The organism is Nocardioides eburneus (genome assembly GCF_040838215.1).
GTDB lineage: Bacteria > Actinomycetota > Actinomycetes > Propionibacteriales > Nocardioidaceae > Nocardioides > Nocardioides eburneus.
This window is the reverse complement of sequence record NZ_JBFPJR010000022.1, coordinates 46,944-68,328: the sequence shown is the minus strand read 5'-3', so window position 1 is coordinate 68,328 and position 21,385 is coordinate 46,944. Positions and strand designations below refer to the sequence as shown.

General features: G+C 71.6%; 25 protein-coding genes. 3 read left to right on the top strand and 22 right to left on the bottom strand.

Features of this window, described 5'->3' with window-relative positions; translation table 11 throughout:
* Positions 1 to 12 precede the first annotated feature (12 nt).
* The 18 genes from AB3X52_RS13170 to AB3X52_RS13085 form a co-directional block, all read right to left on the bottom strand.
* A complete protein-coding gene (locus AB3X52_RS13170; RefSeq protein ID WP_367994547.1) occupies positions 13 to 2,103 on the bottom strand; it encodes a DEAD/DEAH box helicase in 2,091 nt (696 codons plus the stop codon).
* 72 nt (positions 2,104 to 2,175) lie between these two features.
* Positions 2,176 to 2,961 (bottom strand): 2-phosphosulfolactate phosphatase, encoded by a 786-nt coding sequence (locus AB3X52_RS13165; protein ID WP_367994546.1) that lies wholly within the window; start codon positions 2,959 to 2,961, stop codon positions 2,176 to 2,178.
* A gap of 30 nt (positions 2,962 to 2,991) precedes the next feature.
* Complete coding sequence (locus AB3X52_RS13160) at positions 2,992 to 4,965, bottom strand: M13 family metallopeptidase (protein ID WP_367994545.1); 1,974 nt, start codon at positions 4,963 to 4,965, stop codon at positions 2,992 to 2,994.
* A 23-nt stretch (positions 4,966 to 4,988) separates the two neighbouring features.
* Positions 4,989 to 5,198 carry a hypothetical protein gene (locus AB3X52_RS13155; RefSeq protein ID WP_367994544.1) on the bottom strand — a complete coding sequence of 70 codons (210 nt, stop codon included), beginning with the start codon at positions 5,196 to 5,198 and terminating at the stop codon, positions 4,989 to 4,991.
* A 153-nt stretch (positions 5,199 to 5,351) separates the two neighbouring features.
* On the bottom strand, positions 5,352 to 5,774 hold the full coding sequence (locus tag AB3X52_RS13150; RefSeq protein WP_367994543.1) for a DUF6188 family protein: 423 nt from the start codon (positions 5,772 to 5,774) through the stop codon (positions 5,352 to 5,354).
* A complete protein-coding gene (locus AB3X52_RS13145) occupies positions 5,771 to 5,986 on the bottom strand; it encodes a hypothetical protein (protein ID WP_367994542.1) in 216 nt (71 codons plus the stop codon). Before AB3X52_RS13145 ends, AB3X52_RS13150 begins: the two co-directional genes overlap by 4 nt.
* A 27-nt stretch (positions 5,987 to 6,013) precedes the next feature.
* Positions 6,014 to 6,406, bottom strand: coding sequence for a DUF6188 family protein (locus AB3X52_RS13140; RefSeq protein ID WP_367994541.1), 393 nt, complete (start codon positions 6,404 to 6,406; stop codon positions 6,014 to 6,016).
* Positions 6,403 to 6,750: a hypothetical protein gene (locus tag AB3X52_RS13135; protein ID WP_367994540.1), complete on the bottom strand. Its 348-nt coding sequence runs from the start codon at positions 6,748 to 6,750 to the stop codon at positions 6,403 to 6,405. Before AB3X52_RS13135 ends, AB3X52_RS13140 begins: the two co-directional genes overlap by 4 nt.
* Entirely contained in the window at positions 6,747 to 7,172 is a 426-nt protein-coding gene (locus AB3X52_RS13130) for a DUF6188 family protein (RefSeq protein WP_367994539.1), read from the bottom strand. The genes AB3X52_RS13135 and AB3X52_RS13130 overlap by 4 nt, the downstream gene beginning before the upstream one ends.
* On the bottom strand, positions 7,169 to 7,384 hold the full coding sequence (locus tag AB3X52_RS13125; RefSeq protein ID WP_367994538.1) for a hypothetical protein: 216 nt from the start codon (positions 7,382 to 7,384) through the stop codon (positions 7,169 to 7,171). The genes AB3X52_RS13130 and AB3X52_RS13125 overlap by 4 nt, the downstream gene beginning before the upstream one ends.
* Positions 7,381 to 7,806, bottom strand: coding sequence for a DUF6188 family protein (locus tag AB3X52_RS13120; RefSeq protein ID WP_367994537.1), 426 nt, complete (start codon positions 7,804 to 7,806; stop codon positions 7,381 to 7,383). The genes AB3X52_RS13125 and AB3X52_RS13120 overlap by 4 nt, the downstream gene beginning before the upstream one ends.
* Complete coding sequence (locus tag AB3X52_RS13115; protein ID WP_367994536.1) at positions 7,803 to 9,200, bottom strand: hypothetical protein; 1,398 nt, start codon at positions 9,198 to 9,200, stop codon at positions 7,803 to 7,805. The genes AB3X52_RS13120 and AB3X52_RS13115 overlap by 4 nt, the downstream gene beginning before the upstream one ends.
* A 123-nt stretch (positions 9,201 to 9,323) precedes the next feature.
* Positions 9,324 to 9,578: a hypothetical protein gene (locus AB3X52_RS13110; protein WP_367994535.1), complete on the bottom strand. Its 255-nt coding sequence runs from the start codon at positions 9,576 to 9,578 to the stop codon at positions 9,324 to 9,326.
* Positions 9,575 to 10,018 (bottom strand): hypothetical protein, encoded by a 444-nt coding sequence (locus AB3X52_RS13105; protein ID WP_367994534.1) that lies wholly within the window; start codon positions 10,016 to 10,018, stop codon positions 9,575 to 9,577. Before AB3X52_RS13105 ends, AB3X52_RS13110 begins: the two co-directional genes overlap by 4 nt.
* An 11-nt stretch (positions 10,019 to 10,029) precedes the next feature.
* A complete protein-coding gene (locus tag AB3X52_RS13100; protein WP_367994533.1) occupies positions 10,030 to 10,314 on the bottom strand; it encodes a hypothetical protein in 285 nt (94 codons plus the stop codon).
* A 78-nt stretch (positions 10,315 to 10,392) separates the two neighbouring features.
* Entirely contained in the window at positions 10,393 to 11,643 is a 1,251-nt protein-coding gene (locus AB3X52_RS13095) for a M15 family metallopeptidase (RefSeq protein WP_367994532.1), read from the bottom strand.
* 53 nt (positions 11,644 to 11,696) lie between these two features.
* Entirely contained in the window at positions 11,697 to 12,311 is a 615-nt protein-coding gene (locus tag AB3X52_RS13090) for a TetR/AcrR family transcriptional regulator (RefSeq protein ID WP_367994531.1), read from the bottom strand.
* A 10-nt stretch (positions 12,312 to 12,321) separates the two neighbouring features.
* Positions 12,322 to 13,152 (bottom strand): maleylpyruvate isomerase family mycothiol-dependent enzyme, encoded by an 831-nt coding sequence (locus AB3X52_RS13085; protein ID WP_367994530.1) that lies wholly within the window; start codon positions 13,150 to 13,152, stop codon positions 12,322 to 12,324.
* A gap of 86 nt (positions 13,153 to 13,238) precedes the next feature.
* On the opposite strand from AB3X52_RS13085, the gene ppgK reads away from it, so the two are divergent.
* Complete coding sequence (gene ppgK, locus AB3X52_RS13080) at positions 13,239 to 14,015, top strand: polyphosphate--glucose phosphotransferase (RefSeq protein ID WP_367994529.1); 777 nt, start codon at positions 13,239 to 13,241, stop codon at positions 14,013 to 14,015.
* 25 nt (positions 14,016 to 14,040) lie between these two features.
* Here the strand turns inward: ppgK and AB3X52_RS13075 are convergent, their stop codons facing one another.
* The gene (locus tag AB3X52_RS13075; protein ID WP_367994528.1) at positions 14,041 to 14,658 is read right to left on the bottom strand and encodes a nitroreductase family protein; all 618 of its coding nucleotides are present in this window, start codon (positions 14,656 to 14,658) and stop codon (positions 14,041 to 14,043) included.
* A 105-nt stretch (positions 14,659 to 14,763) separates the two neighbouring features.
* Here AB3X52_RS13075 and AB3X52_RS13070 point away from each other — a divergent pair, with 105 nt between their 5' ends.
* Positions 14,764 to 15,858, top strand: coding sequence for an NAD-dependent epimerase/dehydratase family protein (locus AB3X52_RS13070; RefSeq protein ID WP_367994527.1), 1,095 nt, complete (start codon positions 14,764 to 14,766; stop codon positions 15,856 to 15,858).
* Between the two features lie 48 nt (positions 15,859 to 15,906).
* On the opposite strand, the gene AB3X52_RS13065 is transcribed toward AB3X52_RS13070, so the two are convergent.
* The gene (locus AB3X52_RS13065) at positions 15,907 to 16,218 is read right to left on the bottom strand and encodes a DUF2087 domain-containing protein (protein WP_367994526.1); all 312 of its coding nucleotides are present in this window, start codon (positions 16,216 to 16,218) and stop codon (positions 15,907 to 15,909) included.
* A 105-nt stretch (positions 16,219 to 16,323) separates the two neighbouring features.
* On the opposite strand from AB3X52_RS13065, the gene AB3X52_RS13060 reads away from it, so the two are divergent.
* Positions 16,324 to 18,186 (top strand): phosphatidylglycerol lysyltransferase domain-containing protein, encoded by a 1,863-nt coding sequence (locus tag AB3X52_RS13060; RefSeq protein WP_367994525.1) that lies wholly within the window; start codon positions 16,324 to 16,326, stop codon positions 18,184 to 18,186.
* Here AB3X52_RS13060 and pntB read toward each other — a convergent pair.
* Together pntB and AB3X52_RS13050 are read right to left on the bottom strand one after the other, a co-directional pair.
* A complete protein-coding gene (gene pntB / locus AB3X52_RS13055) occupies positions 18,179 to 19,597 on the bottom strand; it encodes a Re/Si-specific NAD(P)(+) transhydrogenase subunit beta (protein ID WP_367994524.1) in 1,419 nt (472 codons plus the stop codon). The genes AB3X52_RS13060 and pntB overlap by 8 nt on opposite strands.
* Before the next feature lie 11 nt (positions 19,598 to 19,608).
* Positions 19,609 to 21,159 carry a Re/Si-specific NAD(P)(+) transhydrogenase subunit alpha gene (locus AB3X52_RS13050; protein ID WP_367994523.1) on the bottom strand — a complete coding sequence of 517 codons (1,551 nt, stop codon included), beginning with the start codon at positions 21,157 to 21,159 and terminating at the stop codon, positions 19,609 to 19,611.
* Positions 21,160 to 21,385: the final 226 nt, after the last annotated feature.

Sequence of the window (21,385 nt, the reverse complement as noted above, 5' to 3'; positions counted from 1 at the left end):
GTCCCGGGCGGGTCAGCCGCCCACGCCGAGCACCAGCGGGAAGACCGTCGTCGCGCCCGCGTCGCGCAGCGCGCGGGCGCCGAGGGTCAGCGTCCAGCCGGTGACGACCCGGTCGTCCACGAGCAGCACCGACTCGGGCACGGCGTCGGCCCGCAGCGCGAAGCGCCGCGTCACCGCCGCCACCCGCTGGGCGGAGTTGGCGGCGCCCTGGCCGGGCAGCACCGAGTCGTCCCGGATCGCGAACGACCCGACGACCGGAACCCGCAGGTAGCGCGACAGGCCGTCGGCGAGGTCGTGGGTGAGCGTCGGGCGCGTGCCCGACTCGACGTGGACGATCCCCTGGACGCGAGGCCGCCAGTCGCCGAGCACCTCGATCACCGCCTTCACCAGCGCGACCGGCACGGGTCCGTCCGGGGTGTCGTCGCGGAAGAGCTCGCGCAACTGCTGGCCGTAGCCGAGGTCGGTCAGCCGAGCGATCGCGCGTCCCTCGGCCGCACCGTCCTTGATCCGGCCCTTGAGCTCCAGACCCAGCCGGTCGAGGCCCGAGGGCCACAGCTTCTTCGGCTCCACCGGGACCCCGGGCCGGGACAGGCGGGCCGCCGCCTCCTCGACCGCTCCCTCGGACACCGCCGCGGAGAGCCTGAACCCGCCGCAGTTGTCGCAGCGGCCACAGTCGGCGGCCTCGGGGTCGTCGAGCTGCTCGCGGAGGAAGCGCATCCGGCAGCGGTCGGTGGCGAGGTAGTCAAGCATCGCCTGCTGCTCCCGCCGGCGGGCCTCGGCGACGCGGGCGTAGCGCTCGGTGTCGTAGGCCCACGGCTGGCCGGTCGCCTCCCAGCCGCCACCCACCCGGCGGACGGCGCCATCCACGTCGAGCACCTTGAGCATCTGCTCCAGCCGCGACCGGCCGAGGTCGACGTAGGTCTCCAGCGCCTGCGTCGAGAGCGGTCGCCCGGCCTGCGCGAGAGCGTCGAGAGTGTGTCGCACCTGCTCCTCGCGCGGGAACGCGAGCGAGGCGAAATAGGCCCAGATGTCGCGGTCCTCCGGCCCCGGCAGCAGGACCACCGAGGCGTCGGGCGTGCCGCGGCCCGCGCGCCCGACCTGCTGGTAGTAGGACACCGGAGAGGACGGCGCGCCCATGTTGACGACGAACCCGAGGGTGGCGTCGAAGCCCATCCCGAGCGCCGAGGTGGCGATGAGCGCCTTGACCCGCCCGTGGGCGAGGTCCTCCTCGAGCTGCTGCCGCTCGGTGGGCTCGGTCTGGCCGGAGTAGGCCGCGACGTGGTGGCCGCGGGACGCGAGGTAGTCGGCGATCTCCTGGGTGGCGGCAACGGTCAGGCAGTAGACGATCCCGGAGCCGGGCTGCTCGGCGAGGTGGTCGGAGAGCCAGGCCAGGCGCTGCTCCGGGGTCCGCAGCTGCACCACGCCGAGCCGCAGCGACTCCCGGTCGAGCGAGCCGCGCAGCACGAGGACGTCACGGCCGAGCTGCTCGGCGACGTCGGCGGTCACCCGGGCGTTCGCGGTGGCGGTCGTGGCAAGCACCGGGATGCCGTCCGGCAGGTCACCGAGGAGCGTGCGGATCCGGCGGTAGTCGGGCCGGAAGTCGTGTCCCCAGTCGGAGATGCAGTGGGCCTCGTCGACGACGAGGAGGCCGCACTCGCGCGCCAGTCTCGGCAGCACCGCGTCCCGGAAGGTGGGGTTGTTGAGCCGCTCCGGACTCACCAGGAGGACGTCGACGTCGCCGGCGTGGATGGACTCCTCGATCTCCGCCCACGCCTCCGGGTTGGTCGAGTTGATGGTCACCGCACGGATCCCGGCGCGCTCGGCCGCGGCGATCTGGTTGCGCATCAGCGCGAGCAGCGGCGAGACGATCACCGTCGGCCCGGCGCCCGCCGAGCGCAGCAGCAGCGTCGCCACGAAGTAGACCGCCGACTTGCCCCAGCCGGTCTTCTGCACGACCAGCGCCCGGCGACGGTCCACCGCCAGCGCCTCGATCGCCGACCACTGGTCCTCGCGGAGGACGGCGTCCTCACGACCGACCAGGGCACGCAGGTGCGCCTCGGCCTGCTCGCGGACGTCGGTGGCGGTGACGGTGGGTTCGGGCATGCGTCCCTGTCTACCAGCGGCCCCCGACAGCCCGACGACGTCCTCCACAGGGCTGGCTGCCGGCGCCCCGGCTCACGCCCGGAACGCCCCGTCCACGAGCACCGGTACGACGGCGCTGACGTCGACCTCCCCCGCCACGCGTACGTCGGCGGCGAACCCCGTCGCGACGAGCTCCCGTCCGCTCGCGCAGCCGAGCAGCTCCTCGCCCAGGCGCGGGCGGACGGCGCGGAAGGAGGCCTCCGCGACGCCGGCCTCGGGCGAGAGACCGAGGGAGGGCTGACCGCCGTCGACGAGCGCGGCGACCACCGCCCCGGCGCCCCACAGGTCCTCGACCGCGGGCCGCAGCGAATCGTCCGCCCAGCGCTCGCCCGCGGCCACGACGGCGACCGTGCCGCCGCCCGCGGGCCCCTCGGTCAGCCAGCGGGCGACCGCCGTGGCGTTGCGGAGCGACGCGGCCACGACGCTCGTGCCCGCGTCCGCGAGCAGGGTCGCGATGGTCGAGCCGTTGGGTGAGGGCAGCACAAGGCGTCGTACGCCTTCGACGCGGGCCATGCCCGCCGGGCTCAGACTCACCCCGCCGACACCCTCGCGCTCCGCCTCGAGCCGGCCGACCGCGAGAACGGCGTCGTGCTCCGCGGCGAAGGCCGCGGCGCGCGCGTCCTTCCACGGGAACGGCCACACCGTGATCCCCCGCTCGAGGGCGACCGTGAGCGTCGTCGTGAACGAGAGCACGTCGACGACCACCGCGACGTCGACGTCACCCGCGGCCACCAGCGCCCGCGCGCCGGTCGTCCCCCACTCGAACCGCACCTGAGCGCCGCGCTGTCGGTGCGGGTTGTGAGTGTCAGCGAGGCCCATAGCCCACGCTGAGACTCACAACCTCGTCGGTCACCAGATCCGCACCCGGGCGCCCGGCTCCAGCCAGAGCCCGTCGCCGGGCTGGGTGCCGAACGCGTCGTGGAACTCCTCGAGGTTGCGCACGATGTTGGCGCGGAACTCCGGCGGGCTGTGCGGGTCGATGGTGAGGAACTGCTGCGCCTGCTCCTTGCGGCGGACAGTGCGCCACACGTAGGCCCAGTTGAGGAAGAGCCGCCGGCGGTCCTCCGGGTCAGCCGAGCCGCCCTCGGAGATGAGGTAGGCGGTGTGGGCGATCGTCAGCCCGCCGAGATCGCCGATGTTCTCACCGACGGTGAGGGCGCCGTTGACGTGCTCACCGGGCAGGTCGCGCGGCTCGAAGGCGTCGTACTGCGCGATGAGCGCCTTCGTCTTCACCTCGAAGGCGGCCTTGTCGTCCGGGGTCCACCAGTCGTGCATGTTGCCGTCGCCGTCGAACTGCGCGCCCTGGTCGTCGAAGCCGTGACCGATCTCGTGGCCGATGACCGCGCCGATGCCGCCGTAGTTCTCCGCCGGGTGGGCGTCGGGGCTGAAGAACGGCTTCTGCAGGATCCCCGCCGGGAAGCAGATCTCGTTGGTGCCGGGGTTGTAGTAGGCGTTGACCGTCTGCGGGAGCATGAACCACTCCTCGCGGTCGACCGGGCTGCCGATCTTGTCGAGCTGGCGGTCGGTCTCGAAGACGGACGCCGCGGCGACATTGCCGATCAGATCGTCCTTGCTGATCGAGAGCCTCGAGTAGTCCCGCCACTTGTCGGGGTAGCCGATCTTGGGCGTGAACTTGTCGAGCTTGTCGTAGGCACGCTGCTTGGTCTCCTCGGTCATCCAGTCGAGCTGGGAGATCGAGACGCGGTAGGCGGCGAGCAGGTTGGCGACCAGCTCGTCCATCTTGGCCTTGGAGTCGGGCGGGAAGTGACGCGCGGCGTACTCCTTGCCGACCGCCTCGCCGAGCGCCCCCTCGACGAGCGAGACGCCGCGCTTCCAGCGCTCGCGCAGCTCGGGCGTGCCGTTGAGGGTGCGTCCGTAGAAGTCGAAGTTGGTCTCGACGAAGTCGTCGGTCAGGTAGGGCGCCGCCCACCGCAGGACGTGGAAGAGCAGCCAGCTGCGCCACTCGTCCACGCTCACCTCGCCGAGGACGGTCGAGAGATGGGTGAAGTACGACGGCTGCCGGACCGTCACCTCGCCCAGCAGCTCCTCGGCGCTCTTGCGCGCGCCGGACAGGTTGGTGACGTAGACGTCCCAGTCGAAGGCCGGGCAGAGCTCGCGGACCTCGGCGAGGGTCTTGAGGTTGTAGGTCTTCTGCTTGTCGCGGGTCTCGGCGCGCTCCCAGTGGCCCCCGGCGAGGCGGGTGTCGACGCGCAGGACGGTCGCGGCGGCGGTGGCCGGGTCCCCGGCGTACGCCGGGACGCCGCCGAGCGTGAAGAGCCGCTCGAGGTAGGCGACGTACTTCTCCCGCACCTCGGCGAACTTCGCGTCCTTGTAGTAGGACTCGTCGGGCAGCCCGAGACCGCCCTGGACGAGGTTGAAGATGTAGCGGTCGGCGGCCTTGTCGTCGTTGTCGATGTAGGACCCGAAGAGCCCGTGGCCGCCGATCCGCTCGAACTCGCCGAGGAACGCCGCCAGGTCGCGTACGTCGCGGATCCCGTCGACCGCGGCCCGCAGGTCGGCGAGCGGGGCGGCGCCGCGGGCGTTGATCGCGTCGGTGTCCATGAAGGAGGCGAAGAGGTCGCCGATCTTCTGCGCGTCGGCGCTCTCGGCCGTGCCGGCGAGGGCCTGGGCGGTCAGGTCCTCGATGATGGCGCGCACCTGCTGCTCGGCGGTGTCGGCGAGCATCACGAACGGGCCCCAGCTGGAGCGGTCCGAGGGGATCTCGGTCTCGCGCAGCCAGGTGCCGTTGACGTGGCCGAAGAGGTCGTCCTGCGGTCGGATGGCGTCGTCCATGCCCGGGCGGGCGTCGTCGAGGATCGTCACGGCGGCCACCCTACGCAACCGGGTCAATCGGTCGTCGCACCACCGGGCGGGTCCGGGAAGGGCGAGAAGTGCATCAGCTCGCCACTCGGAGAACAGATGAACATCTCGTTGCCCCTGCCGCCCGCCATCTGCCACGCCTCGTACTGACCGGCGAGCACGACCAGGCGCATGCCCGGCAGGTGGACGGTGAGGTCACCACCCTCGGACACGAGGAAAGCGAAGTCCGGGATCACGGGAGTCTCCGGTTGATCCGCTCGCCGAGCCCGTGATGCTCGGTGACGTACGCCGAGAGGGCGTTCGCGACGGCCAGGTGACCGCCCTTCGCCGAGTAGAGGCTCGAGAGCAGCCCGCGCGCCGCGCGACGTCCACATCGAAGCCGCGGTCGGTCATGCCTCCTCCTCGGATGACTCATCGACGGTGGACCCGTCGGCCAACGGCAGGAAGTGCATCAACTCGCCGCCTGGCGGACTGAGAAGCCGCTCACCGCCCGGACCGATGACCTCCCACGCCTCGTAGTCTTCTGAGGCAGGCACGGTCATATGGAGGCCCGGCAGTTGAATGCTGAGGTCCCCCCGGGCGGAGACCAGGACCTGGTCGATCCTCGCCCCGACGATCGGCTCCAGCTCGGGCGGCAGTGGACGCTCCGCCACGCTCGGGTCAAACGTGCTCTTCTCGATGCCACTGTCCCGCTGCATGCTCACGACGATGGGGCGCTCGATGACGAATGCCCAGTTCTCGCTGGTCCACAGGTGCAGGCCCCAGTCGATGCGTGCGATGTCGATCGTCTGGCCAGCGAAATCGGGGATCACGGGAGCCTCCGGTTGATCCGCCCACGGAACCCGTGATGCTCGGTGACGTACGCCGAGAGGGCGTTCGCGACGGCAGGGTGACCGCCCCTGGCCGAGTCGAGGCTGGAGAGCAGCCCGCGCGCCGCGGCGCCACCGTCCGTGGAGCGACCCGGGACCGTCCGGCCCGTGCCGTACAACCCCGTGACGTCCATGCGGAAGCCGTGATCCGTCATGTCTCCCCCTTGGGTGTCTCGTCCTCCTCAGGCGCCGGCCATCGCGGCGAGAAATGCATCAGTTCGCCGCCCGGCATGCAGATGAACATCTCCCCCCCGATTGCCGGCCAGCTGCCAGGCCTCGTACTTCGGTATCGCCCGCACTGTCAGGTGCAGCCCGGGCAGCTGGATACTGAGGTCCCCCCGGGCGGAGACCAGGACCTGCTCGATCCTCGCCCCCACGATCGGCTCCAGCTCCGGGGGCAGCGGTCGTCCCTCGACGTCGGGATCGAACTCATACTGTTCGACGCCACCCTCCTGCTGAACCGTGATGAGGATGGTGTTCGACAGCACGAACTCCCAGTTCTCGCTGGTCCACAGGTGCAGGCCCCAATCGATCCGTGCGATGTCGATCGTCTGACCAACGAAGTCGGGGATCACGGGAGCTTCCGGTTGATCCGCTCGCCGAGGCCGCTGACCGCGCCGGCCAGACCGCTCAGCGCGGCGCCGGCGGCGTTGTCACCGTCCCGCACGGTCGCCGCGACATTCGAGACGTTCCCGCCAGCGGTCTCGACCTGCCCCGCCAACCTCGTCGCGTGGTCGAGGAGATGCTCGGTGACGTACGCCGAAAGGGCGCCCGCGACGGCCGGGTGACCGCCCTTCGCCGAGTCGAGACTCAAGAGCAGCCGACGCGCCGCGGCACCACCGTCCGTGGAGCGCCCTGAGACGGTCCGGCCCGTGCCGTACAACCCCGTGACGTCCATACGGAAGCCGTCATCGGTCACGTCTCCTCCCCAGGCGCCTCGTCGTCTTGAGCAGAGGTCTCGGCCAAGGGCGGAAAGTGCATCAGCTCGCCGCCCGGCGAACAGATGAACATCTCACCTCTCTTCCCGATCACGTGCCAGGCCTCGTACATCTCCGTAGCCGGCACCGTCAAGTGCAGGCCGGGCAGCTGAATACTGAGGTCGCCGGCGCCGGAGACGAGAACCTGGTCGATCCTCGCCCCAACGATCGGCTCCAGCTCCGGCGGCAACGGGCGCTCCGAGACTGCGGGGTCGAACGCACTCTGCTCGACGCCATCGTCCCGCTGCACGCTCACCACGATGGGACACTCGATGACGAACTCCCAGTTCTCGCTGGTCCAGAAGTGCAGGCCCCAGTCGATGCGTGCGATGTCGATCGTCTGGCCAGCGAAATCGGGGATCACGGGAGCTTCCGGTTGATCCGCCCACGGAACCCGTGATGCTCGGTGACGTACGCCGAGAGGGCGTTCGCGACGGCAGGGTGACCGCCCCTGGCCGAGTCGAGGCTGGAGAGCAGCCCGCGCGCCGCGGCGCCGCCGACGGTGGAGCGCCTCGAGACGGTCCGGCCCGTGCCGTACAACCCGGTGGCGTCCATACCGAAGCCGCGATCCGTCATGTCTCCTTCTCGTTCCTCTCCTCGTCTCGGGGCTCATCCGCCAGAGGCGAGAAGTGCATCAGCTCGCCGCGAGGCATGCAGATGAACATTTCGTTGCCCTTGCCCCCGGCCAGCTGCCACGCTTCGTAGCGCGGTCTCGCGGGCACCGTGAGGTGCATGCCAGCCAATTGGATGCTGAGGTCGCCCCCCTTTGAGACAAGGACTTGCTCGATCCTCGCCCCCACGATCGGCTCCAACACCGGAGGAAGGGGCCGTTCCTCCACGTCGGGATCGAACTCATGCTGCTCGACGCCACCCTCCTGCTGAACCGTGATGAGGATGGTGTTCGACAGCACGAACTCCCAATTCTCGCTGGTCCACAGGTGCAGGCCCCAGTCGATCCGCACGATGTCGATCGTCTGGCCCGCGAAGTCGGGGATCATGGGTTCCATCCTTCCGGCACGGGGTAGCTGCCATCTGGGTTCTTCGGAATGTGAGTCTGAGCATCCGAACCGGGTTTGCCGTCGAGGCGCAGCGGCTGGCCGTGCTCGTTGTAGAACCGAACGTAGCCGTTCGGGTAGTCAGGATCGGGATCACAATCTCGGAAGACGTTGGCGTTACGCGGACTCCCCCTCGGTGCGTCGACGTTCCCGGGGGCCTGCCAGACGTCGCCATTGCCATTGTTGGCCACGCGACCCTTCCAGTCGCTACCAGCGGCACTCGGCCGCGACTCGTCCGGCAGCGGATCCCCCGGCCTCCGACCGGCGCCGTGCGCCTCGTTGAGGACGGTGTTGTGGTTCTGGGCGGCGTTGTGGGCCAGGTCCGCGCCACCGGCCGCGGCGAGGGTCCCGCCGGACGCGATGACGGCCGCGGCCGCGACATTGATCGGGACGCCGGCGACCGCGCCGACCCCCGTCGCGTCGAGGAGGCCTCCGCCCGCCTCACCGCCCGAGCCGACCACCATGAGACCAGCCCCGGCAAGCATCGAGAGCAGGTCGCCCGGATGCTCCACGACCGCCTGCCCGACGTCGGCCAGACCGTTGACCCCGGGGACGACGGTGTGGTTGTAGGTCCAGGCGCCGGCGTCCTCGAGACCGTCCAAGGCCGTCTGCCACCAGTGGTGCTCGGGCGGCGGCACATCCTCGTCGGGGATGTCGGGCTCGTCCGGATCGGGTGCCGAGGGCAGATAGGCCAGCGAGTAGAAGTACGCCGCCCTGTCCTCATCGGTGAGGTGCAGCCCGGGATAGAGCGACTCGGCGTGCAACGGGATGAGACCCGCGCGGACGAGTGCGCGGACATTGTCGACGGTCGGCCCCTCCCGGAACTTCCGGGCGATCGCGTCCGCGTTGTCGTCGAGGTCGCGGAGTGCCGTCTGGTACTCCGGCTTGAGCGCCGCCTTGATCGAGGGCCCCAGATGGGCCTCGTCGACCAACTGGTCGTCCTTCTTCGACGGCGTCTCCGATGCGGCCTTCCCGCTCCACCGCATCGCGGAGGCGAGATCCGAGCGGTAGCGGTGGTTCAGCGAGTTCACGGTGATGTCGAAGAGGTCGACCATCCCAGCGAAGCTCCCCAGCAGCGCGACCGCGTAGTGACCCCGCGCCGCCACCCGCGTCGCCGAGCCGCTCGCGGCCCGCGTGTTGAGCTGCACCAGCGAGGTGATCTGCCCATCGAGCTGCCGGGCCACGGTGCGCGAGTCGCCCTCGAGCTGGGACGCGAGCGCGGAGACGTCACCGGCGTGCAGTCCCGCGCCGTACGCATCGGCGCGGATCGTGTCGCCGTTGACCCCTCCGTGCAGGTCCTGGAAGTAGGCGAACGGTCCCGGACTGCGCTCCACCATCCGACGTCACCTCGCCTCGCCGCGTATGCCTCGTCCAGCCACACGCGTGCTTCCCCACCGGCGCAGGGTCGAAACCTCCCCGTCCTCGCACCCGCGCCTCGGGAGCCGCGGGGAAGGGACGGGTCAGCTCGTCGCGCCGACCTCGAAGCCGGCGAGGACGAGGAGGTAGCGCAGCGCCACCTCCGTCGGGACCGGGACGAGCCGGGCCCGCGGGCCGTCGTACTCGATGCGGTGGAGGCCGGCGGACTCCGTCGTGACCATCAGCCACCCGTCCGCGGTCGAGCTCCCGACCGACCAGACGAACCAGCGGACCTCGAGGCTCGCAGCGCTCCCCGGGTCGCCGATCCGGTGGACGGAGCCGGTCGGGGTGGACGTCATGAGCGCCTCCGGGCTGCCCTCTCCTGGGCCTTCTCCGCGGCGCGTCGCTCTCGGTGGGCGTCGTAGGCGCGGTCGGCGCGGCTCGCCACCTCGTCGGCCGGGCGTCCGCGACCTCGCCAGGCGACGTACCACGCGGGGAGGAGCCGGTCGGGCAGCCAGAACAGCCCGACGAGCGCCACCGCGAACGGGATGAACCCGACTGCAGCCAGGACCATGAACCAGGGAGTGAGGCGGCTCCCGAGTGAGCCCAGGGCCACGATCACGATGGCAGCCCCGAACCAGGCGGGCATGAAGTGGATCGAGTCGAACGGGACACGGAGGAGGCCGCTCTTCTGCCAGCCTCGGTAGTGGCCGACACCGAGCAGGAGCACGAGGACGCCGATGCCGCCGATCAGCAGGAGCGGCGCCACCGGCGGTTCGTCCGCCACGAGCGGGGTCATCGTCACCTTCCTCATCCGAACACAGAGTGCCAGACGTGCGAGGCGCCGAGGTCGCCCGAGTGGCCGACCGACTCGAGGCCATCGCCGACGGCATGGCCGACCTTGCTCCCGGCGAAACCACCCACGCGCGTGTAGGGGTCGCTGTCGTCGCCGAGCAGGCTCGCCAGCGACTTCAGTTGCTGCTCGGCCGTCGCGCTCTTGGGCAGGACCAGCGGCGTCTTGCGGTAGCGGTGGAGCAGCTCGACGGCCAGGCCGATCGGGAAGGCGGCGAACTCGTCGGAGGTGAGGATCTTCATGGCGTTGGCCCCCGCCAGGGGCAGTCTCTCGCGCGCCCCCGCGCGCGGGACCCGTCCAAACCTCGGCTCATCGCTCGCTCAGCCGGGGCGGACGATCCGGTTCATCTCGAAGTGCATCGGGTCGGTGTAGTGCCACGTCCCGCCCCAGGTGAAGCCCCACTTCTCGAAGATCCGGACCACCTGCGGGTCCATGTGGCCGGCGGTGCCGCGCCCGTTCTGGGCGGCGTCGAGGTCGATGGCGAGGCCGAAGGCGTGGTTGGAGAGCGAGGAGGTGCCGGCGATGAAGCGCGCGTTGTAGCAGCCGCTGTAGACGTGGATCGTGTGCGCCAGCCCCTGGTCCGAGATCTCCTGGAGCGCCGCGCGCAGCTGCGGGAACATCAGCCTGTTGCAGGTGACCGCACCGAGGATCGGGACCTGCTCCGTCGTGATGTGGGCCGCCACCCAGGCCGGGTCGGGGGCGATCCGGCCACCGCCGATCGCGCGGTAGGTGTAGTGGCCGACCGCGTCCGCGACGGAGCCGACGACGTACGCCGTCTGGGTGGCGTGGATGTCGAGCCCGGCCCGCGCGACGACGTCGAGCCGCTGCACGGACACCTTCGCGCCGACGATCTTCTTGATCGGCGCGACCACCCGGTCGGGCGCGGTGACGGTCGTCGAGACGATGAGCGCGTTGTGCGGCGCGATCCCCATCGCCTCGCCCCACTTCTGGTTCACCACGAGGGCGTCGCTGAGACCGGGGACCTGGTCGAGGTAGGCGCCGACGTGGACCGCGGGCGCACCCTTCTCCGACCCCATCGTGACGTAGCCCTTGGCGTCGGGCACGACCTGCTTCCTCTTCGTCTGGTCGACGGCGACCTCGCCGCCGGCGACCCGGTCCCAGACCTCGTCGAAGTCGGCGGTCTTGAGGGGCGTGAAGTTGCGGTACGTCGCCGGGTCGACCGCCGCGACCTTGAGCAGTCGGTCCTCGATCGACACCTGGGCCATCGAGAACGGCTCGACGCCGGTCACGCCCTTGGCGTGGCTGATCCGGTCGACCACCGCGTCGGACAGCGACTTCTGCGACCAGACCAGCAGGTCGGCGGAGTGGAGCTCGCCGGAGCGTGGGCCGGGGAAGGGTACGGCGTGGGACGGATCGGCCACCGGGACGGTCGACGAGGGGGTCGGTGCGCTCGCGGACGCTGGCCCGGCGGTCGTCGGGGAGCCGGTGGGGTCCGCGGCCGGGGTCGTCGCCGGCGTACCCCCGCAGGCCGCGAGCACGGCGCACAGCGCCAGCACGAGACCGAGCACGCCCCCGGCGAACCCGGTCCGCCTCACCCCAGGTGACTGCATCGGACCTCCCCTACCCAAGAGTAGGCGAGAGGCGCCGCGGCGCGGAGACCGTGTCAGAGATGCAGGACGCGGCCGGCGAGCCAGGCGATGTCGTCGGCGATCTCCTCCGGGCTGCCGCCGGGCTGCATGACGTGGCTGAGGACGATCCGCACGACGGAGTCGATCGCCGTCTCCGCCTCCTCGGGGGTGAGCCGGAGGTCGAAGCGGTCGAGATGCTCGCGGATGATCGCCGTGGAGAAGCCGAGCAGGCCGTGGCTGTGGCTGGTCAGGAACGGCAGCAGCTCGGTGTCGGCGCCGTGGGTCGCGGACACGATGGCGTGGAGCAGCCGGTTGTCCTGAGCGCGCAGCAGGACGGCGTACGACGCCTGCCGGATCGCCCCGAGCAGGTCGTCGTCACCGCCCTCGAACGCCTCGGTGACGCAGGCCAGGAACTGTTCCAGCTCGTGCAGGATCATCGCCTCGGCCAGCTCGGCGCGGGTCCCGATCTCGTTGTAGACGGTCTGTCGGCTCACCTGCGCGGCGTCGGCGAGCTTGGCCATCGTCACGGCGGACCAGCCCTGCTCGGCGGTGAGCGCCACCGCGGTGTCGATGAGCCGGTCGCGGTTGGACCGCGGGCGGCGGGGACGCGGCAGCGCCAGCTCGGCGGTGTCCTCCGTCGTCTCCGTCATGAGGAGCAGTCTAGGAGCGGGGTCGTGGCATCGCGGAGACTTTCCGCTGCCCGGCAGGTGTGGGTTCGGCCGACCCGCCTCCGGACCAGGTGACGGCCGCGAGGCCGCGCCAGTCATTCTCGTCGAGGGAGGGCGCGGGGCCGCGGTTCCACAGCCGCAGGTAGAGCTCGACGGCCGTGCCGGTCAGCAGCCAGTCGGAGTCCGGGAGCGGCCCCTTGCCGCGGCTCGTCAGCGCGGGGCGGGGGCCGAGCGAGACGACCCACCACGACCCGCTGTCGTCGGGCGCGACGACGAGCGTCGACTCCTCCTCGGTGCGCAGCCGCTCACGCGGCCGGGTGAGGAAGCCGGCGAGCAGCTCGTCGATCCCGTCCACGGCGACCTCGGTCTCGATCCACGAGGTCTCGACGGCGTCCGGCGTCCGGCCCAGCGCGGCCGCCTGGGCGTCGACCGCGTGCATCGTCGTCTCGTGGCACTGCCGCCGCGCCCAGAACGCGCGCGGCCGCGGGGCGTCGTTGAGGAACACCGGCGCGCGGACGTCGTCCGGCGTCTGCCGGATCGTGCGCGCGAGCTCCGCGGCGCCCGCCCCCAGCCATGCCACCGGATCCGTCTGCGCCCGACCGGCGCGCTCCCACGCCTCCGGGTCGCTCGTCCGCACTCCGCGCAGGAAGCTGGTCGCCCAGCGGTGCACCATGCCCTGGTGGGCGGTCAGGTCGCGCACCGTCCAGTCGGGGCAGGTCGGGACGGCGGCGTCGAGACCGGCCCGGTCGGCGTACCGCACGAACGCGGACATCGCCTCACCCAGGCCCGCGACGTGACGCTCGAGAGTCAGCTCGGTGGGCACACCCCAAGGATCCCAGCCGCCGCGCGGTCCGTCTCCCAGTTATTGCCAGGCGGACAAGCGACCGCTCAGTAGGTGAAGATGGGGCCATGACCGGCTCGGACCAGCCTGCGCAGACCATCGTGCCGTTCGGGATCGACTTCGGAGGCACCGGCATCAAGGGCGCCCCGATCGACCTGGCGACCGGCACCTTCGCCGCCGAGCGCGTGCGGATCAAGACCCCCGCGAAGTCGGTCCCCGACGCGATCGCCGCGATCTTCGTCGAGCTCCTCGGACACTTCCCGGACTGCACCGGCCCGGTGGGCGTCACGGTGCCCGGGGTCGTCCACCACGGCGTCGTACGCACGGCGGCCAACATCGACAAGTCCTGGAAGGGCACCGACGCCGACGCCCTGTTCACCCGGGCCACGGGTCGCGAGGTGCACGTCGTCAACGACGCCGACGCCGCCGGGCTCGCCGAGGTGAGGTACGGCGCCGCCCGGGGCCGACGTGGGCTCGTCGTCGTGACGACGCTCGGGACGGGGATCGGCTCAGCTCTGCTGTACGACGGCGTGCTGGTGCCCAACTCCGAGCTCGGCCACCTCGAGATCGACGGCCACGACGCCGAGGCCCGGGCCGCCAACAGCGCCCGGGAGCGGGAGGACCTGTCGTGGAAGGAGTGGGCGAAGCGGCTGCAGAAGTACTACCGCACCGTCGAGAAGCTGCTCGCGCCCGACCTGTTCGTCGTCGGTGGCGGGATCAGCAAGCAGGCCGACGAGTTCCTCCCCCTGCTCGACCTCGACACCGAGATCGTCCCCGCCACGCTGCGCAACAACGCCGGCGCGGTCGGTGCGGCGCTCTACGCGGTGGAGTCGTCGGGGCGCTGAGGATGCGGGCCGCGTCGCCCGGGACTCACCCCTCCCAGGCGACGCCCCACCGCTCGCCGAAGGCGATCTGCGACAGCGGCCGACGGGTGCGCTCGCGGTCCTCGCGCTCGGCGTCGCGCGGGTCGACGTCGGCCGGGTTGCCGCGGACGCCGACGGCGATGCCGGTCATGACCTGCCACCACGCCGGGACGTCGAGGTCGGCGGCGACCGCGTCGTGGTCGAAGCCGGCGAACTGGTGGGACGCCAGCCCCATCGCGGCCGCCTGCACGGTGAGGTGGGCGGCGGCCTGGCCGAGGTCGTAGTAGGAGTACGTCGGCCACTTCGGCCCGTTCCCCTCCGGGTCCTCCGCCACCTGAGCGAGCGTGATGAAGACCGCGGAGGCGCGCGGCACCCAGCCGGAGTTCCCACGGGAGAGGTGCTTGACGAGGACGTCGTGCGCGACCGAGCCGCGGGTGGCGACGAGGAACGACCACGGCTGGCTGTTGCCGGCGCTGGGCGCCCACTGGGCGGCGGTGAGGAGCCGTCGGACCTCGTCGGTGGTGAGCTCGTGGCTGTCGTCGAAGACGCTCACGCTCCACCGGTCGCGGAGGTGGTCGGTGAGGTCCTCGGCACCGGGCTGCGGGGCACGCTGGAGTTCCGTCATGCCCCTATTGTCCACTGCGCTGGTTGGATTTGGATGGCCGGGTCACGGGTCGAGCCGCCGGCCCGGCCCACCGGTTGAGCAGCGCCGCGGTGGATACCGGAGGGGATGCGGATCGCGGTCACGGGAGCCACCGGCAACGTCGGCACAGCGTTGCTCCGTGCCCTCACCGGCGCGGGTCACGAGGTCGTCGGTCTCGCGCGACGGCCCCCGCCCCGGCGCCGCGACGGCGGGCCGACCGTCGCTGCGCACGGTCCGTACGCCGACGATCCCGGGGTCGAGTGGCACAGCGTCGACCTGACGCATGCACCCGGTGGCGTCCTGCGGCGCGCCTTCCGGGGCGCCGACGCCGTCGTACACCTCGCGTGGGGGTTCCAGCCCACCCACGACGAGGCCTACCTGGAGCGGCTCGCCCTCGGCGGCACCACCGAGGTGCTCGGCGCGGCCGCCGACGCCGGCGTCCGGCACGTGCTCCACATGTCCTCGCTCGGCGCCTACTCCCCCGGCGAGGGGCTCGCCGACGAGCGACACCCGACCGAGGGAGTGCCCACGTCGCCGTACTCCCGCCACAAGGCGGCCGCCGAGCGGCTCCTCGACGACTTCCACGCCGACCATCCCTCGATCGTGGTCACCCGGATGCGGCCGTCGCTGATCGGGCAGCGGAGGGGCGCGTCCGGCGTCCTGCGCTACACGCTGCCCGCGGTCGTCCCGGCCGGGGCGGTCCGGCTGCTCAAGGTCCTGCCGCTCGACCGCGCAGTGCGGCTTCAGCTCGTCCACGCCGACGACGTCGCCGACGCCTACCTCCGCGCGATCCAGGCGCGCGTGCCGGGCGCGTTCAACCTCGCCGCCGACCCGGTCCTCACGCCCGCAGACCTCGCCGACGCGCTCGGCGCCCGGCACGTTCACGTGCCGTTCCGCGTGCTGCGCACGGCCGCGGACCTGTCCTGGCGCCTCCACCTGCAGCAGGTCGACGCGGGCTGGCTCGACATGGCTTGGCAGCTGCCCCAGCTCGACAGCAGTCGCGCCGCCCTCCAGCTCGGCTGGCAGCCCCGCAAGGACGCCCACGCCGTCCTACGAGAGGTCGTGGCCGGGGTCCGCGAGGCGGCGTACGACGACACCCCGATCCTGCGGCGCCGCACGGTCGCCGACGGCGTACTCAAGGCGCTCACCGGCCGGCCGGCCGCGCACCGCCGCAAGCCGTAGGCGCCGGGTGGAGGTCCACGGCGGGATACTCCGGGACGTTCGCGTCGGTTACTCGCGCGTAGACCGACCGGAAGGTCCCGGACTACCCGCAGAGACCGCCCCGACGTCCACCGTGCCGCCGGTGCGCCAGTAGATGCCCGCCTCCCGGCCGAGGAAGCCGTTCTCGACGAGGTAGCGGCGCAGGGCGGCATGGTCGTCGTGGACGCCGAGCAGGATCCGGTCGACCTCCCGCTCGGGATATCTCACCCCCGGCTCGAAGGCCTGGGCGACACGGTCGAGGACGAGCAGCAGCTTCGCGTGCTTGCTCGGCATGGTGTGCAGTCGCCCCTCGGGCGTGAAGAACCTCTCCAGCACGTCCATGCCTCCATGCTGCCCCGTGGCCGCGGCCGGCCGCAGACAATTGCGCCCGCCGGCCGGTCGCCGCGTCCGCCATCGGGCCGGTCCCGGCCGTTAGAGTCGCCCTCCGTGTCGAGAGAGGAAGAGTGTCAGCGGTCCTGGCAGTCGCCGACGTGGCTGAGCCGGATCGTGCTGCTGGTGGGGGTGACGTGCCTGCTGAGCACGTTCGCGCCCGGCATCGCGGCCCGCGCCCACCTCGTGCGGGAGATGGTGCCGGACGCCTTCCCGGCCGCCGCGGCGACCGGCGCAGCCGCGATCGGGGTCATCCTCATCGCGCTCTCGCGCGCCCTGCGCCGCGGGAAGCGACGCGCCTGGGTGCTCGCCGTGGCGCTCTCCGGGCTTGCCACCGTGCTCCACCTGCTCAAGGGTCTGGAGGTCCTCGAGTCGCTGCTCTGCCTCGGCCTGACGGTCCTTCTGCTGCGGTCCCGACGCCACTTCGGCGCCCGACCCGATCCCCGCTCGGGGAGACGCGTGGCCGTCGTCCTCGCCGCAGGCCCGCTCGTCGCCACCGCTCTGGGCTATCTGTGGCTGGCGACGGACGTCGACGGCCAGGCCGGCGGTACGACGGCGGCCGACCGTCTCTGGCAGGCGCTCCTCGGGCTGCTGGGCGTCCCCGGCCCGGTCCGCTTCACCAGCGACGGCGCGTTCACCCGCTCCGAGGTCGGACTGGCGGTCCTCGGGGCCGCGGTCCTGTTCGTCGCCGTGGTCGTGGCGATGCAGCCGGCCGACGGGCCCCACCCGATGACGGAGGACGAGCGCGGCCTGGTCGACGCGCTGCTGGCACGCTGGGGCTGGATCGACTCGCTCGCCTACTTCGCCACCCGCGACGAACGCTCCGCGATCTTCAGCCCGTGCGGACAGGCGGCGGTGTCCTACCGGGTGGTCGGCACCACCTCCCTCGCCGCCGGCGACCCGGTCGGCAACCCGGCCGCCTGGCCGGCGGCGATCGGCGCCTGGCTCGACGAGGCCCGCGCCTACGGCTGGACCCCGGCCAACCTGGGCTGCTCCGAGCGCGGCGCGACGGCATTCGACAAGGCCGGGCTCGACGTCCTCGAGCTCGGCGACGAAGCGATCCTGCACGTGGACGACTTCAGCCTCGAGGGGCGCACGATGCGCGGCGTACGCCAGGCGGTGGCGCGCACCAGCCGGGCCGGCGTCACGGCGACCTGCACCCGGGTGCAGGACCTGGCCCCCGACGTGCTCGACGAGGTCCGTGTGCGGGCGGCCGCCTGGCGCGAGGGCTCGGTGGAGCGGGGCTTCTCGATGGCACTCGGTCGCTTCGGCGAGGCCGCCGACGGCGACGCGGTCCTCGTCACGGCGACCGACGCGGCGGGCGAGCTCGTCGGCCTGCTCCACCTCGTCCCGTGGGGCGACGACGCGCTCTCCCTCGACCTGATGCGCCGCTCGCGCGAGTCCGGCAACGGCGTCATCGAGCTCATGGTGGCCACCCTCGTCGAGCAGGCTCCTCGTCTGGGCGCCAGCAAGATCTCGCTCAACTTCGCCGTCTTCCGCAGCGTCTTCGCACGCGGCGAGCGGCTCGGCGCCGGCCCGGTCATCCGGCTCTGGCGAGCGCTCCTGCTCTGGGCCTCGCGCTTCGCCCAGATCGAGTCGCTCTACCGCGCCAACGCGAAGTACCACCCCGAGTGGGCGCCTCGCTATCTCGTCTTCCGCACCCCCGCCGACCTGCCGAAGGTCGCCACGGCGGCGCTGCGCGCCGAGGCGTTCCTGGTGGCGCCCGCCTGGCTGCGCCACCTCGGACGTCGTACGCGGTCGGTCGACGGCGCCACCGGGGCGGCCGTCCCGGGCGCCGACGCCGACGCGGCCGCACCGCCCGCGGCCACCTCCACCACGAGCGAGCGGCCCGCCGAGGCACCCGCGGCGGGGCATCTCGACGAGCCGCTGCTCGACGAACGGGGCTCGACGCTCAGGTGAGCGCGTCGACGATCGCGTCGACCCGGTCCTTGGCGTCCCCGAAGAGCATCTGGGTGTTGTCGCGGAAGAAGAGCGGGTTCTGGACGCCGGCATAGCCGGTGGCCATGGAGCGCTTGAAGACGATCACGTCCTTGGCCTCCCAGACGGTGAGGACCGGCATGCCGGCGATCGGCGAGCCGGGGTCCTCGGCCGCGGCCGGGTTGACGGTGTCGTTGGCGCCGATGACCAGGACGACGTCGGTGCTCTCGAAGTCGTCGTTGATCTCGTCCATCTCGAGGACGATGTCGTAGGGCACCTTCGCCTCGGCGAGCAGGACGTTCATGTGGCCGGGCAGGCGGCCGGCGACCGGGTGGATGCCGAAGCGGACGTCGACGCCCTTCTCGCGCAGCTTCCGGGTCAGCTCGGCGACGGGATACTGCGCCTGCGCGACCGCCATGCCGTAGCCCGGCGTGATGACCACCGACGACGCGCTCGCGAGGAGGTCGGCGGCGTCCTCGGCGGTGATCTCCCTGTGTTCGCCGTAGTCCTCGTCGCCCGAGGCCTTGGCCTCGATGCCGAAGCCGCCGGCGATGACCGAGAGGAAGGAGCGGTTCATCGCCTGGCACATGATGTAGGACAGGTAGGCACCCGAGGAGCCGACCAGCGCGCCGGTGACGATGAGGACGTCGTTGTTGAGCAGGAAGCCGGACGCGGCGGCGGCCCAGCCGGAATAGCTGTTGAGCATCGAGACGACGACCGGCATGTCACCGCCGCCGATGGAGGCGACCAGGTGCCAGCCCAGCGCCAGCGCGAGCGCCGTGACCACGATGATCAGCCACAGCTGCGGGTCGGCGACGAACCAGATGGTCAGCGCGACGAACACGGCGAGCGCACCCACGTTGAGCAGGTTCTTGCCGGGCAGCATCAACGGGGCCGACTTCATCCGCGCCGACAGCTTGAGGAACGCCACGATCGAGCCGGTGAAGGTCACCGCGCCGATGAAGATCCCGATGAAGACCTCGGCGTGGTGGATGCGCAGCAGACTGCCGACATACCCGAGGTCGAAGCCGGCCTGCGCCGACTCGCGCTCGACCTCGAGGTAGCCGTTCCAGCCGACCAGGACGGCAGCCAGACCCACGAAGGAATGGAGCAGCGCGATGAGCTCGGGCATGCCGGTCATCTCGACGATCCGGGCACGCCACAGGCCGATCGCGGCGCCGACGATCACGGCGCCGATGAGCAGCGCGAGGCCGTAGCCGGGGTGGCCGTCGACGACGCGGCCGATCGTCGCGGCGAGCGCGATGACCATGCCGGCGATGCCGTACCAGACGCCGTTGCGGGCGGTCTCGTGCTTGGAGAGTCCTGCCAGCGACAGGATGAAGAGCAGGGCGGCGACGAGGTACGCCGCGTTCGCGATGGAGAGTGCGGACACGTTGATCTACCTCAGCCCTTCTGAAACATGCCGAGCATGCGGCGGGTGACGGCGAAACCGCCGAAGACGTTGATGGAGGCGAGCAGAATCGCGGCGGTCGCGAGCAGGCGGATGGACAGGTGGTCCTGCCCGACCTGCAGCAGCGCGCCGACGACGATGACGCCCGAGATCGCGTTGGTCACCGACATCAGCGGTGTGTGCAGCGCGTGGTGCACCTTCCCGATCACGTAGTAGCCGATGACGATCGCGAGCGTGAGCACGGTGAAGTGCTCCGGCAGCGGGTCGGGCGCGAACGCGTTGATCAGGAAGAGCGCGACCACGCCGACGGCGATGAGCCCCAGTTTGGCCGCCGGGGAAAGCTTCTTCTTCTCCTTGGCCGGCGCGGGCTCGGCGACCGGCGCCGCCGCGGGCGCCGCGGAGACCTGGACGGGCGGCGGCGGCCACATCTTCTCGCCGACGCTCCCGTTCGGGCGTACGACGGTGATGCCGCGCTGCACGACGTCATCGAGATCGAGCACGAGCTGACCGTCCTTGCCCGGGGTCAGCAGCTTCATCAGGTTGACCAGGTTGGTGCCGTAGAGCTGGCTGGCCTGGGTGGGGAGCCGACCGGCGAGGTCGGTGTAGCCGATGATCGTCACGCCGTTGGCCGTCACGACCTTCTGGTCGGCCACGCTGCCCTCGACGTTCCCGCCCTGGGCGGCCGCCATGTCGACGATGACCGAGCCCGGCTTCATCGCGGCCACGTCGGCGGCGGTGAACAGCTGCGGCGCCGGCCGGCCCGGGATGAGCGCGGTCGTGACCACGATGTCGACGTCGGCGGCCTGCTCGGAGTAGAGCCGGGCCGCGGCGGCGTCGTACGCCTCGGAGGTGGCCTTCGCATAGCCGTCGGAGGAGACCTGCTGCTCCTCCTCCGGGACGACGACGGGGAGGTACTCCCCGCCCAGCGACTTCACCTGGTCGGCGACCTCGGGACGCGGGTCGGTGGCCCGCACGATCGCGCCGAGGCTCGAGGCGGCGCCGATCGCGGCCAGGCCGGCGACGCCGGCACCGGCGACGAGCACCTTCGCCGGCGGCACCTTGCCGGCCGCGGTCACCTGGCCGGTGAAGAACCGGCCGAACTCGTGGGCGGCCTCGACGACGGCGCGGTAGCCGGCGATGTTGGCCATCGAGGAGAGCACGTCGAGGGACTGCGCCCGCGAGATCCGCGGCACGGCGTCCATCGCCAGCACCGTGATCGGGCGCGCGGCCAGCGCGTCGACCAGATCGGGGTTGAGGGCCGGCGAGAGCAGCGAGACCAGCGTCGTCTGGTCACGCAGCCGGCCGACCTCCTCGATCGTCGGACCGTTGACCCGGAAGACCACGTCGGCACTCCAGGCCTCCTCGGCGGTCCCGATCCGCGCGCCCGCCTCGGCGTACGCATCGTCGGCGAAGCTCGACAGCTCCCCGGCACCGGTCTCGATCAGGACGTCGTAGCCCAGCGCGACCAGCTGCTTCACCGTGGTCGGGGTCGCCGCGACGCGGGTCTCCCCCGGTCTCGTCTCGCGCGTGACACCGATCAGCATCGTCCGGACTCCTTTGTTCAGGCTCGTTCAGGCGAAGTTCGCTCAGCGGTCCCCCGGCGGGGACAAGAGGGCAGCGTGCCAGTGACGGTCGTCTCTTGGGTAGGCCCACCGCCAGGTGAGATATCCCGCAGGCCGCCAGGGGTTCTCACGGCGAGCGAAGTGTGTTACCGATCAGTAACCGGAATCACATGTCGCGCGCCTCCACCCTTGCCTCGATTTGCACTCT

Bases quoted from the DNA above. Each gene is read 5' to 3' on its own strand.
- AB3X52_RS13170 (WP_367994547.1), bottom strand. From the start codon at position 2,103: ATGCCCGAACCCACCGTCACCGCCACCGACGTCCGCGAGCAGGCCGAG.
- AB3X52_RS13165 (WP_367994546.1), bottom strand. From the start codon at position 2,961: ATGGGCCTCGCTGACACTCACAACCCGCACCGACAGCGCGGCGCTCAG.
- AB3X52_RS13145 (WP_367994542.1), bottom strand. From the start codon at position 5,986: ATGACGGATCACGGCTTCCGCATGGACGTCACGGGGTTGTACGGCACG.
- AB3X52_RS13125 (WP_367994538.1), bottom strand. From the start codon at position 7,384: ATGACGGATCGCGGCTTCGGTATGGACGCCACCGGGTTGTACGGCACG.
- AB3X52_RS13120 (WP_367994537.1), bottom strand. From the start codon at position 7,806: ATGATCCCCGACTTCGCGGGCCAGACGATCGACATCGTGCGGATCGAC.
- AB3X52_RS13115 (WP_367994536.1), bottom strand. From the start codon at position 9,200: ATGGTGGAGCGCAGTCCGGGACCGTTCGCCTACTTCCAGGACCTGCAC.
- AB3X52_RS13110 (WP_367994535.1), bottom strand. From the start codon at position 9,578: ATGACGTCCACCCCGACCGGCTCCGTCCACCGGATCGGCGACCCGGGG.
- AB3X52_RS13105 (WP_367994534.1), bottom strand. From the start codon at position 10,018: ATGACCCCGCTCGTGGCGGACGAACCGCCGGTGGCGCCGCTCCTGCTG.
- AB3X52_RS13100 (WP_367994533.1), bottom strand. From the start codon at position 10,314: ATGAAGATCCTCACCTCCGACGAGTTCGCCGCCTTCCCGATCGGCCTG.
- AB3X52_RS13095 (WP_367994532.1), bottom strand. From the start codon at position 11,643: ATGCAGTCACCTGGGGTGAGGCGGACCGGGTTCGCCGGGGGCGTGCTC.
- AB3X52_RS13090 (WP_367994531.1), bottom strand. From the start codon at position 12,311: ATGACGGAGACGACGGAGGACACCGCCGAGCTGGCGCTGCCGCGTCCC.
- ppgK (WP_367994529.1), top strand. From the start codon at position 13,239: ATGACCGGCTCGGACCAGCCTGCGCAGACCATCGTGCCGTTCGGGATC.
- AB3X52_RS13075 (WP_367994528.1), bottom strand. From the start codon at position 14,658: ATGACGGAACTCCAGCGTGCCCCGCAGCCCGGTGCCGAGGACCTCACC.
- AB3X52_RS13070 (WP_367994527.1), top strand. From the start codon at position 14,764: ATGCGGATCGCGGTCACGGGAGCCACCGGCAACGTCGGCACAGCGTTG.
- AB3X52_RS13065 (WP_367994526.1), bottom strand. From the start codon at position 16,218: ATGGACGTGCTGGAGAGGTTCTTCACGCCCGAGGGGCGACTGCACACC.
- AB3X52_RS13050 (WP_367994523.1), bottom strand. From the start codon at position 21,159: ATGCTGATCGGTGTCACGCGCGAGACGAGACCGGGGGAGACCCGCGTC.